This is a genomic window from Brevibacillus dissolubilis (assembly GCF_006170445.1).
Lineage (GTDB): Bacteria > Bacillota > Bacilli > Brevibacillales > Brevibacillaceae > Brevibacillus_B > Brevibacillus_B dissolubilis.
Genome location: NZ_VCNA01000001.1, coordinates 393,634 through 410,707 on the forward strand (window position 1 = coordinate 393,634; position 17,074 = coordinate 410,707).

Here is a 17,074-nt window from a genome sequence, read left to right on the forward strand (position 1 = left end):
TATGCAAATTGGCATTCACGAAAATAATAGTTCAATTCATAATATTTCACTTTATAGGAAAATCATGATCCATGCAATTTTTTTACAAAAAAATTTCTGCTGGATCAATCTGATTTTTTGTTACCCATAAATACATTATGTAACCAAATTGCCCCCCTTGCGCTTTTTGGTAAGCAGTATGGTTTTCTCGCCCGGTGCAAATACTTTGAAGGAAAAATCACCGGTCAAAGAACTGGAGGGATACCGAGATGGCGTCCGAAATCAGGCGTGCGCATGAAACCACGGAGTCCTATGATCCGTTTATCATTCCTTATGATATAGATTGTGTGCGCCTATTCATGGTCAATATCTGTTTCGTCGGCTCTCCAACTGACCCAGATAATTGGGTGCTGGTTGATGCCGGGCTGCCTTTGTCTGCCAATATGATAGTGCAAGCGGCCGAAAATCGTTTTGGGCCGGACTGCAAGCCTAGAGCCATCGTGCTGACTCACGGTCACTTTGATCATATCGGGGCCTTGGAGGAACTCGTCAAGCGGTGGGATGTCCCTGTGTATGCGCATGAGGACGAGTTGCCGTATTTGACCGGGAAAAAACAGTACTTGCCCCCCGACCCATCTGTCGGTGGCGGTCTGATGTCCTGGCTTTCCCCGCTTTATCCGCGTGACGGGATCGATCTGGGTGAGCGCGTGATGGCTTTGCCTAAGGATGGTTCGATTCCGAACATGCCCGAGTGGCGGTGGATTCATACGCCTGGGCATACGTTGGGTCATGTGTCTTTTTTCCGGGAAAGAGACCGTTCTCTAATCGTCGGGGATGCGTTTCTCACGGTCAAGCAGGAATCGGCATTAGCCGTCATGACCCAGCAAAAGGCGATTCACGGACCGCCGATGTATTTTACAACGGACTGGGAGCGTGCTGAGGAGTCGGTCAATCGGCTGGTTGAATTGGAGCCGGCTGTCGCGTATACCGGACATGGTCAGATCATGTACGGGGAAGAGTTGCGACGGGAGCTGAAGCGATTGGCTGATGAATTCGAGAACTTGGCGGTTCCGGATCATGGGAAGTATGTGCATTAGGTAGACGCAGGTGCAGGTGCATTAAGTGGTCTTGGTCCAAAGCGGTCTTGTCCTAAACGGTCGTGGGCCAGTTGCATTAGCAATGCGGTCTCGTACTGAAACCCCCAAAAACCACTTGGCTTGAGTAAGAAGAGGTCAAGTGGTTTTTGCTTTGATACATACATGGCGTTGGCCCGCAGCAGCAGATCTTTTTGTACAATGGCAAGAATGGCGCTTTTGTGCAAAGGGGTGTCGAAAGCATTCGCCAGATTGAGCGCAAGCAAAGCCAGTATCATCAACAGCAACGAGTCCGTCAGATATGCGGTGAGCAGCAGTCATCCGTTGAGCATGGGCATAGCCGCTGATCGAGATGATCTTTTTCACGGATTAGCGGTTGATTAGCGTGCCTGCGAACGGACTGACGACGATTAAAAGGATCGGCCCAGATATGAGATGAGTAACGCTGCTTTGCAAAAGTCGGACGAAAGCACCTCGGTTAGAATTTGCAGGTTGGCAAAAATGCCGAACCACAGACCCGCGATGGACAGAAAATCGGCCAGTAGGATTGTGGCGAGGGAGCAGTTAACGAGAGCATTTTTAAACGGTTGTTTAACTTTTTGCGATCCCCTCCTTTCCCATCTCTAGATGTCTTGGAAATGATATAGAAGGAAGGATGCCTTTAGTCGGAACTTAATTGGTCTTATGAATAAGCAGTATATTTTTTACAGACGGGATTTGAATTGAAATAAGAAAGACGCTTCTTCTGTTATAGAAGCGTCTAAGCTTTATAGTGTTTGGGGTTGTTATTTACTACGCTTACCTATTTCGTCTGTTCTGTTACGGCCATGACAGCTTGCTCATGCTTTATCAATTCTTTAATCAACTGATCGATTCTTTCCATCTCCTGCACAGGATTTTTCCACCAGTTCCGGCTCCATATCCGTGCTATTGTCCAACCCTTATCTTCCAAAAACTTTTGCCGATAAATATCGCGTTCCCTGGCGCTCGGTGAGCTGTGATACATGGCACCATCGCACTCAATACCCAGTATGTATCGGGTTGGGTCATGGGGATGCACGACAGCCAAGTCAATGCGATATCCGGAAAGACCTACTTGTGTATTTACTTCGTACTTCAAATTCTTTAACTGATTGTAAACTTGTTCTTCAAAAGGTGAATCAAACACCAAGTTGCTATGTTGTTTCTGTGTCGAGCTCTCTTGTCCTACTTCTGCCAGTACTTTTTTGATTCTATCCAAATCTAATTGAGAGACAGCTTGGGCATATTCCAGATAGGCCTTAAATAGTTTCGGCCCTCTTTCCTTGGCACCAGCCACATTCAACTCGTGAGGCTCGATGCTTGTGACTACGTGAATTCTTGCTTTAGCCCGTGTGATGGCAACGTTCAGTCTGTTTTCACCGCCCGCTTGATTCAACAAACCAAATCGATTATAAATCCTGCCTTCTTCATTGGGGGCATAACCAATGGAGAACACGATCACATCCCGTTCATCACCCTGTACGTTTTCAATATTCTTAACAAAAATACGCTCGTCAATGTCTCTTGCCATTACTTGCTGGTACACAACAGCAAATTCAGGGTCATTTTCGATTTGACGTTCAATGGTATCCAGAATCTTATCTTGCTGCTTGGCATTGAACGTGATAATCCCAACAGATTGATTAGGATGTCGAATTAGTTGATCCTTCAATAATTGGACAACCTTTTCTGCTTCCGTCTCGTTACTTTGATTGATCCATTTGCCCTCCACTTTTGTCCATGTGATGGCAGCTGGATTAGACAACGGTGCTACGTTAGGCGCAATCTGTATTTGTCCATGGTAAAAAGCATGATTGGAGAAATTAATAAGCTCTTCTGATTTGGAGCGGTAATGCCATTGCAATAATTTTTCTGAAAAGATCCTCTTGGCTTGGCTCAGCAAACTCTCAGCATCATCGAATGTACCGTTAACCTCTTCCTCATCATAATCTGCATCCCCATCCCCATCAGAACTGACCTTGAACAGATTGGAAGGTGGCAATTGCTTTTCGTCCCCCGCAATAAGCACTTGGCGCGCCCGATAAATAGATGGGATACTGTTCTCAACTGTACATTGGGATGCCTCATCAAATATGACCAGATCAAACAATTCTGGTTCCAAAGGAAAAATACTGGACACAACTTCTGGAGATGTCAGCCATACAGGGAACAGTTTCATTAACCCGTCCTTCGTGTATTCTTTTACAAATTTCCGCAATGTCCAGATCTGACTTCTTTTGGACGCTTGATGTTTAATTGCTTTGAACTGCTTTTGATTTTGATAATTCGCCTGACGAACTCCTTCTAACAGATCGGCCTGAAGTAATTTTTTCCCTACCATTTTTTTCTGATCCAGCAACTGGCGAAACGATTCCAACAACTGGCTATATTCAGCTGTCGATACCTTAACCATATGGGGATTCTTTTTCTCCACCTGATCAATCCAATGGGCAAACAGTGATTGCCGTAAGTGTTCGACAGTCTCCTCCGGTCTTACAGGTCCGTTCTTCTCGGCAGGGTGGACAACAGATACCGTGATCAACTTGCGAATTTCCTCTGTCTTTTCTTCAAAAAAACGGTCCATCTCTCTCAGTTCTTCAAAATCTTCCATGATCGCTTGACGTTTTTGTTCCAAATCATCAACAGGGATTTTTCCCTTTGCCACCCCTGTTTTGAGAGAATGGATATGATCGGATACGAAGTACGGTTGAAACGATTCAATCTTCTTGGAGATGTCATCTGCTACGCCGGCAATATCATAAAGGGTTCGCAGGCTCTCTCTGATACTAAGCCACTCTTTTGATGTGATGCCTTTAAACTTTTCCCCTTTTAACAGTTCGTTCAAAATCGTTTTACCAGTAAAAGAGGTCCACCACCACAATCTCAATTTTTGCAGAGTTCGTTTTTGACTTGGATCAAGATCGTGATAAATCTTCTCAAGCTTGTCTTGAATCATCCAGGTATACTCAGGAGTAATACTATCGTCATTAAATACATGGAGATGAGAGGCCGTTTGTTTGGCTTTTTCGATTACATCATCCAGTACTTCAACCAATTGTACTTTATTCTTTACTTCCAAATGGCTAAACGATTTTCGATGTTTTAACGGATAATCTTGTCTGCCAAACCGCTGATAATAGTAAGCGTAATTATACACATGTGCCAACATATCATCCATGTTGTCTTTGTGAAGATGGGAAAGGACATGTTGCAGAGGGATAAATTGATGTACGCCTTGAAATGGTCTTGACAAGCCGTATAAATCGTACGCCCGAAACCCATTAGGTTGTACCTCAAACAAGCTTCTCGCTATTTTATTCAAGTTTTCTTCCCGCTCTTCGATTTTTCGCGAAAGCTGCTTGAACTCGTCTTGTTTAGTATGTTGAGTTTGTGAGCCAGCTTCAATTAAATTGGTCACTTTTGCGTATACCTTGGCTCGATCCATTTTTTCATCATGAATGAGTGCAGCATGACTTGACAGCTGAAGAGAATCCAACCGTTGATAGACTACATCTAATGCTGCCCGTTTTTGACAGACAACCATTACTTTTTTGCCTTGGAACAATGCATCTACAATCAAATTGACGATGACTTGGGATTTGCCTGTACCTGGGGGCCCGTGAACAACCATTCCTTTTTTGTAACGTGCTTCCCGCAGGATCTCTTCCTGTGAGCCATCGGTCTGCATCAGAAATAATTCATTTTCTTCTCGTACGTTAGGAAGCTGATCGTCTTTCCATTCGTAATCATTGGTTTCACCACTCAAACTGTTCGTAAGACCTAACAGTTCATGGATCAGTTGCAAGCCGTCCCCTTCTTGCTTCTCCATTAATTCTTCGTAATCTTTCAAGATAGCTGTATTCCCCTGTGGAAAACTGCCCAGCACGGCATGCAGATCGATTTGAAGCTGGCCTTTTGGCAGATCAGGACATTCATCTGTCTTATATACCGGAAAACTCTGCAGTGTTTGACTCGTTACCCTTACCTTCAAATGGTGTTTTTCCAACCATGACGTAACTGCCGAAATATCACCCGTTCCCGCCACTTCAGCTGCCTCATCAAACATCACTTCATCAATGTCTATTTCGTTTAGCTTTTTTATAGCAAGCAACAAGGAACGGTTTAATTGCGGTTCATTTTCTTCCCGCTTCAGAATCCATTGCTGTCCCCCTGTTTTTTGCAATTCGAGGCGGATGGGAAATAAAAAGAGGGGAGCCCTGAAATAGGATCCATCTAAAAATCGTCCACTTACAAACGGATATCCGATAGAAAGATCATAAAGACCTGTCTCTTCTTCTATCCCTCTTAGATTTCGGTAAAGGGTTGTCAACGCATGAAACGTATTCATCACCTTATCATCAACGAGGTCACGCTTTAACAAAGAGATGGAACTACTACTTTTTGTAGAAAGCTTCTTTAGTATAGATTCCGCGAAGCCCTCTCGATTTAATCTATCAAAAGCAAGTAGATCTATATTCCATTTGTTGTAAAGCTTAAGTAGGCGTATAGACCTATTCCTTTTACTTAGATCGTTTAATTTGTCTTTGAGATGAGTGAGTTTATGTTTGAACATATAGAAATCATCCTAATTTATAACAGATTATTTCCTATATCATACTAAATCCAGCAAAATCCATCAATTAAATAGTTCAAAATAACTAAAAAGCAGGGTGATTCGAATTTCTCCCTGCCTTCCCTTTCACTATACCTATTCCAATCTGCTTGCCCCCGATCTTACTACCGCGCGAATCTCCTCCATCACCTGAAAATGATAGTGATCTGTCGCCTGCACGAACGATGCATGCTGATGAGCAACCGCCCCAAGCCGTTCTTTTTCAAAAGTCGCACCCATGCCAATCAGGATACGCTTGGCTCCAAGCTGTTCAGCCCGCTTGAGCGTCTGCCACAGGCACTGACGATAGAGCCGATGCGAGTCACGGTACCGATAATCAAGACCCACGATCAGCGGGACGACATGCTCCGCTTCTTTAAAAACAGCCACCATCGCAACAGGCATCCCATCCTCTGGCCCACCATGCTCAGGACGAATCCGCAGAACGATCAATTCCCAGCACGGATAGCGAAGCATTTCCCCGAACAGATGATCCGGCAGGGCAAATGTGTTCAACTCCACGTTACGTTCTTTTACATTACGATACAAATGGTAAAAGTGCGCAATCTCCGCCTGGCTGACCTCTCGTCCACCGTGCTCCAGAATCTCGGTGTCATAGACATGTTCGTAGGCGACCATCTGCTCCCGGACATGCTTGCGGGCGGTTTTGGACAAGCCATACAAATATTCGTCTCGGTTGCTCCATGTGACATCGATGGTCAATGTGTCCGGCATCGCGGATGAGGTGAAGCCCTGTTCACGCAGGAACGCCTCCAGTTCAACATCGTGTGCCATGATATCGCGCAGGATCAGCATCGTCGCACCGCATGCGGTCTGATCTTCGCCTGCCTGCTTGAGCAGGATTTTCAGCGCGGTCTTCCAGTCCCGTGTTCGGTCGAGATAGAGATGATTGCCCTCGGTCAAAAGTGAGCCCATCATGAACACGTGGGAGGATAGGAAGTACGGCCCCTTATCACCTGCCCGCAGCTTTTCGATATGCCGGGAGACCTCGGGAGGTTCGTTCATGTCATCTTTGGACAGCGTATCCGTAAAAAACGTTGCCAGCACAGGCATACCCGTCTCGTCTCTGACAAAGTAATAATGAAAGCGCCAATTTTCCTCCGGTTTTTCCCGGTCACAGAACGCTGATTCGAGAAAACGAAGACCTTCCCACGTGTACGAGCCGTTGCTGCCCAGCAGGGAATCCCATTCCTCCTGATCCACCGCGTGAATGGTGGTCTCGTGCTGGAGCGTCAGGCCGTGAGTGGATGGAAGAAGTCCTAAGTGTGGGTGCCTGGTAAGTATGGCAGATTGAGCGGAGATGCTGTGCGGTCGCCCAGTAAGCGTAACAGGTCGAGCAGTGAGATCATGTGGATCAGGTGCATGAGCCTGTTGTTCTGCAAGCGCTTCGAACTGCTCCTCCCACCCGACTGTAACCGCAGCCACCGCAATCTGCTCATACGCTTTCGGTTCAGTCCGTATCTCCCTCATTCGCTCCGGTTGAAAATACATCGTCCCCGACTGATTAAACATCTCATACACCTCACCCAGCGTCGTGCCCTCTTCCGCCAGCGCCTGCGGCAGATGATGAGCTATCGCTTCGACCAGACGACGGATATCCTCAAGCTGGTGATGCATCGTAATCGTAAAACGAACCCCCGACCGCTTGACCGGCACACCGGGATAGATCGCTGGATTCGTATAAAAACCTTCAGTTTGCAAGCGTTTTACCATGTTGTAAGCCGTACTCGGCATCCCCACGCCCACATAGCGGATCGGTACTTCTGACGGTGACACCAGCGGCAGACCATACTGCTCCATCAGGTAGTTGCCGTATTGTATCCGCTCCTGCAAGCCTGCCTGCAACTGGACAATCTCATCGGAGAGATGGATACGGGCCGAAGCCAGCGCGGCACCGAGCAAGGGCGGCTGTACCGGGCCGGAAAAAATCATCGGGCCTCCACAGGTGCGTACTTTTCGCTTCATCTCCTCATTGGGCAGGACAAGCACACCACCCGCACAGCCAAACGCCTTGTTCATCGAGGTAGCCAGCACCATCCGCTCATGCAGTCCAATCTGGGACAATGCGACCCCTCGTCCATGCTTCCCCGCCCAACTCATGCCATGGGCATCATCTACGTACAGGTAGAAGTTTTCATAGCGCTCCAACAATTCCTCAAGCTTATCAAATGGCGCGACATCTCCATACATACTGTAGACACCGTCTGCGAGATACCAGATTCGTTTATGTGTGTTGGACAGAGCCTCAATCCGCTCCTCCAGAAGGTCCATTCGACTATGTCGGACAATCTCGATGGTCGTTCCTTTTGTGCGCACCTGATTGGTCGCCATATGCACACTGTTATGTACTTGCTGATCCAGAATCACTGCATCCTCTTGCTCGATCAACACCGGCAAAGCGGAGAGATGGCCCAATGTCGTCGTCGGCATCATGATCACATGCCCGCCAAAAATCTGGCTGAGCAATTCCTCCAGCTCCCCATACGGAGTAGCGGACAAATACGCCCGGGACGAGGAGAATTGTGTGCCATAACGCATCACCGCATCAACGGCCCCTTTTTTCAGCCGTTCATCCAGCTCCAATCCCAGATAGCTGCAGGAGCCAAAATGAAGCAGCTCCTCTCCCCCGATCTGGATCGTCCTCCCCCCGTATTGTTCGTCCTCGGTAAACAGGTGCATCACCCCCCGCTTTACCCCTTCCGTTAAGGTTTGATCCAGTATGTGCAGTGGATCTGTCTGTTTTCTCATGATTGTCATCCTTTCAAAAGTCTGTAAAAAATAAATCCTAACATGTATTCACGAATTAACAAGATATTACCTGTAAAAAAACGTTTATCGAATACCTTTTTTTACTGATTGACCATTCAAAATCTCCCTGTAGGCGTGAGCACCTATGGTTGGCGGGATGGGCAATCTGTAGTTCAACGCCAATCCCCGCCTGCATCTGACATTGGAAACGCGGGACTTCATTCCGTCCAAAGAATGGGACACCCTGTACCAATTGGCGGAAAGCCTTGATCCGAATGACCCCGTGCCGTCCCTGTAAATGATCAGGAGCCAGCCCTCCACAATCCTTTGCAAGAATCACGCCAATGGCAGTCGATAATTCTCACATGTCCGTTCGGCGGTACGCATGGTGCATCATCTTTTGAAAAAGCCTGTATGGGCACAGAAGACTTACCATCATCAAACAGCATGAAAAAACGAGCCTCGCACTATGCGAAGGCCCGTTCGTCTTGTTTCATACGGTCTGGAATTCCATCCCTCTTTTATTTACCTGATGCACCCTCGTTAGCGACCGTATTTTACAACCGCATTATTTCACGTTTCATAAAATCGTACAGCTTTCGAGCTTTACCTAGATCGGCCGTTAATAAAGGGTAGGAGTTGGACTACATGCCACGGCATCAATATATCTCGGATCAAAACCAAAAAACGTCCAGAACACACCGTTCCATCGATAGCCAGAAACCTCCCCGTATTCTAAACGAGTTGGATAAAACCAAAAACGTTCTCCTGTTATGAGCCAAACATACGTGAATTCGTACATACAATCCACGATATAGGAAACAGATGGTTTGGGAGGGACTCTTCTTGGCGGCGGAGATGTTGGTGCCTGCATTGGATACACCATTTCTTATTCACTCCTTTTCGTTGTATCCTGCATTATATTCTGAACTAACGAAATGGAGTGGACAAAAAGTAGGTAGCCTTCTGGTTTTGAAAAGGTTACGTCTGTGATCCGTCCGGCTTCGTCGATGGACATCTCCATTTCAATCGTGCAGTGTTCCGTCCCTCTTTTATTTTCCTGGAGTATGCGCGTTCGCCACCGCTTCGCCCACACGCGTCACGACAGGGCGATCACTCAAGTATCGTCCATCCCCTTGAGTCGGAATAAACCAAAACACTTCCATACGTGAACACCTCTTGGTATTTTATGCATGAATGAATTACTTAAAATGTAAGTGATTAATTCCGACGAATCAAGTAGGGATTATGGATGTTGCAAAAATATGTAGGGGGTAAGAAAAGACCTGCTTGTACAGCGGGTCTTTTCTCTCATCTGATATCACGTTACCTCGCAAAAATGTGCTCCCCAATCTTCACTGTCTGCGGACGACTCCACATCCAGCCAGACGTTGCCGTATTGGGATTAAAATAATAAATCGCCCCATACGTTGGGTCCCAGCCTCTGGCCGCATCACGGGCTGCCAGATACGCCGTCTTATTCGGTGTCATTCCATACTGACCATCATAGATCGCTGTAAAGGCCCATGGCTCGAAGATCACCCCGCTCACCGTGTTGGGAAACTTCGGTGATTGCAGGCGGTTCATCACGACAGCGGCTACAGCCACCTGTCCTTTGTATGATTCCCCGCGCGCTTCGGCATAGACGAGCTTCGCGAGCATGTCCATCTCATATTGATTCACACTGAATTTTTTCAAGACAGACCAGGTCTGGGCACCGACAACCCCATCAACAGGCAAGCCATACTGATATTGAAAAGCTCGGACAGCACGGGTCACACCAGGACCATAGATCCCATCCGACCCCTGGGTATAGTAGCCGAGCAGATTGAGCCGGTATTGCAAATCCCACACTTCTCCATTGCTGCTCCCAGGCTTCAGTACGGTAGCGGCACTCGCTTGGCCAAAGGGCATCATCATGACCATCAGGCATGCGGCGAAGATCATCATCGCTTGGTTCCATCGTTTCATGGTTCTACCTCCTTTCGCATGTTCCCCATTGTACGAACAGATGCGAACGCGCTCAATACCAAAAAACTGGCATACAAGATCATACAGCAGGTGCCAAACACGAAAAAACCCTGTCACAACAGGCATTCCGCTGTGACAGGGTACAGAGCTTACAAAGCGCTTATCCAATATATGTTTCTGGTAAATCTGAGTCAGGCTGTAAGGTTTTCACATGCATATCGATGGTTTCCGGGTATTTAATGCCAATACCTGTATTGAGCACAACGATGGTGTCTGACTCTTTGATCCAACCGATTTTCCGCAGTTCGCGGGCAGCCGCGACAGTAGCCGCACCCTCTGGACAGATGAATAACCCCTCGGTCGAAGCCAAATGCTTCTGTTCCATAATAATATCACGGTCATCTACGGCAATCGCGCATCCGTCTGTCTCATAGACCGCTTCTAGCACGAGAAAATCCCCTAATGCTTTCGGGACATTGATCCCAAACGCTACCGTCTCCGAATGCTCCCAGAAGACTGATTCCCGCTTGCCTTCCTGCCATGCACGGACGATTGGCGCGCAGCCCTTGGACTGAACGGCAACCAGACGCGGCAGAGGACCTTCCACCCAGCCCAGCTCCTGCAGTTCGCGCAATGCTTTATAAATTCCGATGATTCCGACACCGCCACCTGTCGGATAGAGGATCACATCAGGGAGTTTCCAGCCCAATTGCTCGGCGATCTCTAGACCCATCGTCTTTTTGCCTTCGATGCGGTATGGCTCTTTGAGTGTAGAGGCGTCGAACCAGCCATGTTTTTGTACGGCACGACCTACGATCTTGCCCGCGTCGCTGATCAATCCGTTGACCAGATACAGATTGGCTCCTGCCATCGCACATTCGCCACGAGTGAGAAATGGAGCGGCTTTCGGCATCACAATGGTAGAACGCATCCCCGCCCGTGCGGCGTAGGTGGACCAGGCTGCACCTGCATTGCCGTTGGTTGGCATCGCGATGTCGGTGATCCCCAGCTCTTTTGCCTTGGAGACCCCGACCGCAGCACCACGGGCTTTGAACGAGCCTGTCGGGATGATCCCCTCATCCTTGACATACATCTCTCTGACCCCAAGCTCCCGCGCCAAGCGTGTTGTCGGCAAAAGCGGTGTCATCCCCTCACCCAGTGTGACGATATTGGCTTCGTCCACGACCGGGAGCAGTTCATGATAACGCCAAAGTGTCGCCGGACGCGTTGTCAGACTGCTTTTTTGCCACGCTTTTTTCAGATCGTTCAGATGATAGCGCACCAAAAGCGGCGAGCCGCAGGTACACAGATTTATTTGTTGGTCGACCGGATGAGTCAGACCGCATTTTGGACACTCCAGATGAGATACATAGCTGAACATGGGGAACCGCCCCTTTCTTATCGATCAAGCCAGTTTGTGTAGGCTGTATGAAAATGGTAAATACATATGCAAGCATAGTATATGCGCCAGCCCGCAGATTAGGCACTTGCCCTCCCTTTCATACAGGCACGGTTGGTAAAGCTTGTCACTTGATTATTGAATTTCGGCGGTATCCCTCTATATTCCTTGTGTCTAATTGGTGAAACCGTATGGGGGGTGGGGATCAGGGGATCGGGGAGGAGAGCGGGAAGACCAGCTGTTCTCCAGTCGCCTTTCCCCCTCGTTAGAGGGGCCGGTCTCCTTACGAACAGATGGTCTTCCCACTCTCTGCCGAGTACCTGATTGAAGAGAAACATAGAAAAGGCCAGCCTTAACTCCGGCCGACCTTATTATGCGGGATTAGATATTTTCCTCTAGTAAAGCACCCTCAGATTAAGCTGTTTAAGCGGCTTTCGAGGAAGATGCTGCGCCGTTCTCTTGTTTGGCAGTGGTGTTGGCCATGGCAAGCAGTCCGCCGATGATGATGACGTTTTGCAGGAAGCTCAGTTGCTCTGCGGTAGCCATCTCTGGTGGAAGTGCCCAGAAGTTGTGCATGATGATGTTGGTAGGAATCATGAATAAAGCCAAGGCCGTTGCCACCCATTTGAGTCGGAAGTTGAACAGGATGGCCAATCCCCCGCCTAATTCAGCCAAGATGGCGATCACTAGGCCAATCGGAATCAAGGATGGCGGCAGACCTTTCATAGCCATCCAGCCTGCTGTGGCGTTCCAGGCGATGATTTTGAACAAACCCATGTATGCGAAGACCCCACCAGCCAAAATGCGTGGTATCAAACCGTTCATCATAATTCCTCCTTATACCCATACCAGGTATCTATTATAAGAGTGAGTGACTTAGTTTACATCGTAGCCTTGGTCTTCGATCGCCGCTTTAATCTTGTCAAGAGATACCTGTGTCTCGTCATAAGATACGGTTACGGATTTGTTTGCCAAGTCTACTTTTGCTGTTGCACCAAGGTTTTTCATCGCACCTTCGATGGAAGCGACGCAGTGACCGCAGGACATACCTTGTACTTGAAGTGTTGTGTTTTGCATATTCATCTATCCCCTTTGTGTTTTGGTTGATTTGAAGTTCTTGGTAATAATATACGATACCCCCCTAGGGTACGTCAACACTTAAAATAAAAAATCTCTCCGGGGAAAGATTCCCTTGTTGTCCCACCCCTCCGAAAAGCCAAAAAACGCCCCGAATCGTTCGGGACGTCTTCCACTCGTGACTATGACTAACATGGCACCATGTTTAGAAAGCTCGTTACAGGTTACAGTTTACTGGTTACTGGGCTACGGGATTTGTACCCACACCGCACTCGGTGCACCCCATGCGCCATTTTCATCCTGCGCTTGGACGATCAGTAGCTGCTTTCCGCTTGACAGGCCTTCAGCTGGGAACATGGTGGTGAAGGTCTGGATCGATCCTGCATTCGTCGAATTGCCGAGCACCGCCTGCTTTCCTGTTCCGGATTGGCCAAGCTTGCCGACGAATACTTCTACAGCTTGAATCTTCTGACTGCCATTCCCTGTGTCATTGGCTGTTCCTGTTACGACGACCTGACCGTTGATGACGGACGTCTGAAGCTGGAGAACATCCGGGCCTTCGACGCGCTGATAAGGCTGGTCTTGGATTTTGACACCGTAGAGGAACGGCTGCATGTTTTCCTCGATCAGGGACGGCAGCTCTTTTCCGCTCGGCCAGAAGGACTTGGCAATCTCAAAAGTAAACGACGGAATCTTATGATAGCCATATGCCCAATCTGTCGTGTCTCCCGTGGTGGCATACAGCTTGGAGCCGATCTGTGGCTTATAGGTGTTGTAGGTGGAGAACTTGCGGCCGATTTTTTCCATCCGGGCGATGTCTTGGGCGGCATCGAGCTGTGTCACGTCTTTGGTCCAGTTCCACGGCCACATGATCAGGTTACCAAAGGAGTGCATGTCGACGACCATCTGGAAGCCATTCGGCACATCTTCCGGCGTACCCGTAGGCCCCATGACAGACTCGATCAGCTGTTGGATCGCAGCTGTCTCTGGCTCTGAAAAAGCATACGGGCCACAGTAGATCGAACTGAATGGGTTGGTGCTGGTGCCATAGGCAGGATTGCCCCAGATGCCTGTTGCTTTTTCATTGTAATTGCGGTTGAGATCAACACCGTCACTGCCCCAGCGGATGTCCGTGTTTTTGCGCCAGTTGAGCAGCTGTTCGGCTTTACGGTGGCCGTCGGGATTGAGTACGGGCACGATCCACACTTCACGGCTGTCGAGCATCCAGGTCGCATCCGCATCGGTACCATAACCATTGAGCAGACGGTCGATGTAGGCCAGCATCACCTCTGGAGGTGCGATCTCGCGGGCGTGTGTGCCGCCGATCCAGAGCGATTTTGGCTTATCGGCGTTATTTCGCTCATTGGTCAGCTTCATTGCCAGAATCGGCTGGCCCTCGAACGAATATCCGATGGTGACCACTTCTGCCAGCTTCGGATATTGCTTCGCTTTTTCCACCAAAAGCTTCTGGATGCTGTCGTATGTACGGTAAGCGGAATCGAAGCTTGGGCCATTGGTCTGACGGCTCATTTTGTACGTCCATTGGTCTGCTTGCAGCTGACTGATCTGCTCAGGCGTCAGCGGGGCTTCGACGAAGTTGGGCTGAACCTCCCAGATGTCAATTCCGTACTGCTCCAGCTGGCTGACCGTATGCGCCTCATCAGTGGTAATACGGTACAGGGTGATCGCATTGCTCGCAGCATGAGCGGTATCTGCCAACGGGATCACGGTAAAGCCGCTGATCGCTACACCTGTCGCTACCAAGATCGCAGTGGCATGTTTGACAAAACGATTTTTCATCGGTTTGTTCCCTCCTTTTCATCAATCTATTCTGAATATATAGTTATTATAAATAACATGTATCATTTTTACATTAAAATATGATTTCGTGAAAAATGCTGCATGGAAAAAGCCGATGAACCGTGTCCTCGGACATTCAGCTCACCGGCTTCGTTTGCGCTTTTGCGCCTTTGCGTTTTAATGTTTGCACTTCTTCGTTCTGTTGGCATTCTGACTCTGACCCGTTACGCCGTTCCTCCCATGATCACTCCACAGGCGAGATGCTTGCCGGTATCTCCTGACGGCTGTGTGCGGTAATCATCTGGGTTCTGATGGATGATCACGGCCCTGCCGATCACCTCAGCGGGCAGGAACCGATTGGTATAGAAGCCCATGATCGCGCGGCCATCATTGGAGAACAGCACCGGAAAATCAGAGACGTGGTTGCCGTGCGGCTGATTGGTCGGATTCCAGTGACCGCCTGTGCCTTGGAATGGATTATTCGGATCGCCTATCTCGCAGACTCCTTTTTCATGGATATGAAAGCCAAATGGACCGACTGGATCTTGCCCTGCGGTGGCAGGACGGTATTCCGGCAGACCTTCCACATTGACCGCGACCCATGTACCTCTGCCAAACTCCGTGAACGTGACGATCCCTCTGATCCGCGGAGCCAGCGGACCACCCGTGATGCGGGCCGTTGCTGTACGCGGAAACTGCTGTCTTACCGGCTGATAACTGTATGGCGCAAGCTGTGCTTGATAAGGTACCGGATACCCTGCCGACTGCAAATTCCCATAGGGGTCGTAGTGCCCACCATGATTTCCAAATGGATCATACATCTGTTCCGAACTCCTCTCATTAGGCGAATGTCTCGGTTCTTACGTTCGCTATAGCCTATGCAGGAGCGGAAATCGTGGTTCCTTGTCACCAGTCTGATTTGGTTGATCAGGCTTATGCAGAATTACCAGTCCCCGTTATTTTTTAGGAGAACTTTGAGACCGCCATGCTCGTTGGTCGGCATATTGGATGCGAGTATATAGTTACGGTCGACAAAAACGCCCCAGAAGTTGGTCAGGTTCGGCACATAGCGGCCAATCTCAGTCGGATTCGCCGGGTCTGTGATATCCACAACCCGCACACCACCCGCATAATGAGACAGGTAAAGCGTATTCCCCTGGACTTTTGGATCGTGAACCGTACGGGCAAATGTATTGCGCTGGTTCGGATCGGTCGGAATCGCTGTTGTCAGGTCCGTTTTGAACTCGCTTAAGAGCTTGGGATGACTCTTATCCTTGATATCAAAAATGCGGGTGTAGCCATAGGCCTCCTCATAGCCATCCTTGATTGGCACGTAGATTTCGCGTGTTTCTATTAAGATATTGCCACCCTTGGCAAGCGCCGAGGAGTGCGCAGAGCCTTGCTGGTGTGGGGCAAACTCGGTGCGCCCGAGCAGTACTGGTTGTTCCGGATTGCGGATGTCAAAGATCAGCGTACCCAGATCCCAATACGAGACAAAAGCAGTCGTCCCGGTTTCATCTACCATCGTGCTGTGGTTAAAGGTTGGACGGACTTTGCCATCTGGAGCGTTCCAGTGGTAGCCGTTGAAGTCTTCCTGCACCTCTGGCAGCACGCGCGGATCGAATTGATAGATCGTTGTCGGATTGGACGGGTTGGTGACATCGACGATCTGGAAGTCCCGCTCCTCCCCATGTGTATAGTAATCGGCGTACGGATTGGCGGCGAGCACCAAGGCCCGGTTGCCCTGCATCGTCAGGTACAGCTCGTGGGTTCCGGTGACACGCTTATCCAGCTTCCAGAAGCCGAGTTTTTTCGGATGATACGGATCGGTCACATCATAGAGGAGGAAACCGCCGACAGAGTCGGGATTGGCCTTGTTGACCTGCTGTACGCTGACAACGGCTATGTCACCGTGAAAATCCTTGGTGTTGATGCTTTTGACGATCACCTTTTCATGCCAGGTGCCGGGTACATCATTGTGGGCGAACACAGCTACTTCAACCGGATTGGACGGGTCTTTTAAGTCAAACACACGGACACCGCCGTTCCCCCCGTTGGCTGAATGGGTTCCCAGATAGGCAAACCCCTTGTGTGCGTACACGTCAGCCGTTGAGTTTTTCACGCCAGCCCTGACTTCCTTGAGTGGAACCGATGCCGCTTCACGAAGATTCGCTACGTTTTTGCCACCGGAAAGGACTGGGAGCGCATTCCAGACCTCGGAGCTTTGGCCTTTGTCCACACTGATCTCACCCAGTTCATCGTGAGCCAATATGGACGCATTCCCGCACAAAAGGGTAAGGACCAATACACTTGCTGCCAAGCTGTTTTTCACCGTTTTGTTCAAGCAAGCTT

11 protein-coding genes are annotated in these 17,074 nt (G+C 49.0%); 1 reads left to right on the plus strand and 10 read right to left on the minus strand.

Annotation, left to right across the window (positions count from 1 at the left end; genetic code table 11):
- Nucleotides 1-248: 248 nt before the first annotated feature.
- Nucleotides 249-1,076 carry an MBL fold metallo-hydrolase gene (locus tag FGI41_RS01045; protein ID WP_139488050.1) on the plus strand — a complete coding sequence of 276 codons (828 nt, stop codon included), beginning with the start codon at nucleotides 249-251 and terminating at the stop codon, nucleotides 1,074-1,076.
- On the opposite strand, the gene FGI41_RS01050 is transcribed toward FGI41_RS01045, so the two are convergent.
- The 10 genes from FGI41_RS01050 to FGI41_RS01100 all read right to left on the minus strand — a co-directional run bounded on the left by FGI41_RS01050 (nucleotide 1,073) and on the right by FGI41_RS01100 (nucleotide 17,066).
- On the minus strand, nucleotides 1,073-1,354 hold the full coding sequence (locus FGI41_RS01050; protein WP_139488051.1) for a hypothetical protein: 282 nt from the start codon (nucleotides 1,352-1,354) through the stop codon (nucleotides 1,073-1,075). The genes FGI41_RS01045 and FGI41_RS01050 overlap by 4 nt on opposite strands.
- A 521-nt stretch (nucleotides 1,355-1,875) precedes the next feature.
- Complete coding sequence (locus FGI41_RS01055) at nucleotides 1,876-5,667, minus strand: PDDEXK-like endonuclease domain-containing protein (protein ID WP_139488052.1); 3,792 nt, start codon at nucleotides 5,665-5,667, stop codon at nucleotides 1,876-1,878.
- A 135-nt stretch (nucleotides 5,668-5,802) separates the two neighbouring features.
- On the minus strand, nucleotides 5,803-8,475 hold the full coding sequence (locus FGI41_RS01060; protein ID WP_139488053.1) for an aminotransferase class I/II-fold pyridoxal phosphate-dependent enzyme: 2,673 nt from the start codon (nucleotides 8,473-8,475) through the stop codon (nucleotides 5,803-5,805).
- Nucleotides 8,476-9,801: 1,326 nt separating this feature from the next.
- On the minus strand, nucleotides 9,802-10,425 hold the full coding sequence (sleB, locus tag FGI41_RS01070) for a spore cortex-lytic enzyme (RefSeq protein WP_255298272.1): 624 nt from the start codon (nucleotides 10,423-10,425) through the stop codon (nucleotides 9,802-9,804).
- Between the two features lie 181 nt (nucleotides 10,426-10,606).
- Nucleotides 10,607-11,827, minus strand: a complete 1,221-nt coding sequence (locus FGI41_RS01075; RefSeq protein ID WP_139488055.1) for a threonine synthase — start codon at nucleotides 11,825-11,827, stop codon at nucleotides 10,607-10,609.
- A gap of 441 nt (nucleotides 11,828-12,268) precedes the next feature.
- Entirely contained in the window at nucleotides 12,269-12,670 is a 402-nt protein-coding gene (locus FGI41_RS01080) for a DoxX family protein (RefSeq protein WP_176560060.1), read from the minus strand.
- A 51-nt stretch (nucleotides 12,671-12,721) separates the two neighbouring features.
- Entirely contained in the window at nucleotides 12,722-12,922 is a 201-nt protein-coding gene (gene copZ, locus FGI41_RS01085; protein ID WP_139488057.1) for a copper chaperone CopZ, read from the minus strand.
- 246 nt (nucleotides 12,923-13,168) lie between these two features.
- Nucleotides 13,169-14,722 carry a M14 family metallopeptidase gene (locus tag FGI41_RS01090; RefSeq protein WP_139488058.1) on the minus strand — a complete coding sequence of 518 codons (1,554 nt, stop codon included), beginning with the start codon at nucleotides 14,720-14,722 and terminating at the stop codon, nucleotides 13,169-13,171.
- A gap of 224 nt (nucleotides 14,723-14,946) precedes the next feature.
- Complete coding sequence (locus FGI41_RS01095) at nucleotides 14,947-15,543, minus strand: superoxide dismutase family protein (RefSeq protein WP_139488059.1); 597 nt, start codon at nucleotides 15,541-15,543, stop codon at nucleotides 14,947-14,949.
- A gap of 122 nt (nucleotides 15,544-15,665) precedes the next feature.
- Entirely contained in the window at nucleotides 15,666-17,066 is a 1,401-nt protein-coding gene (locus FGI41_RS01100; RefSeq protein WP_438358001.1) for an LVIVD repeat-containing protein, read from the minus strand.
- Nucleotides 17,067-17,074: the final 8 nt, after the last annotated feature.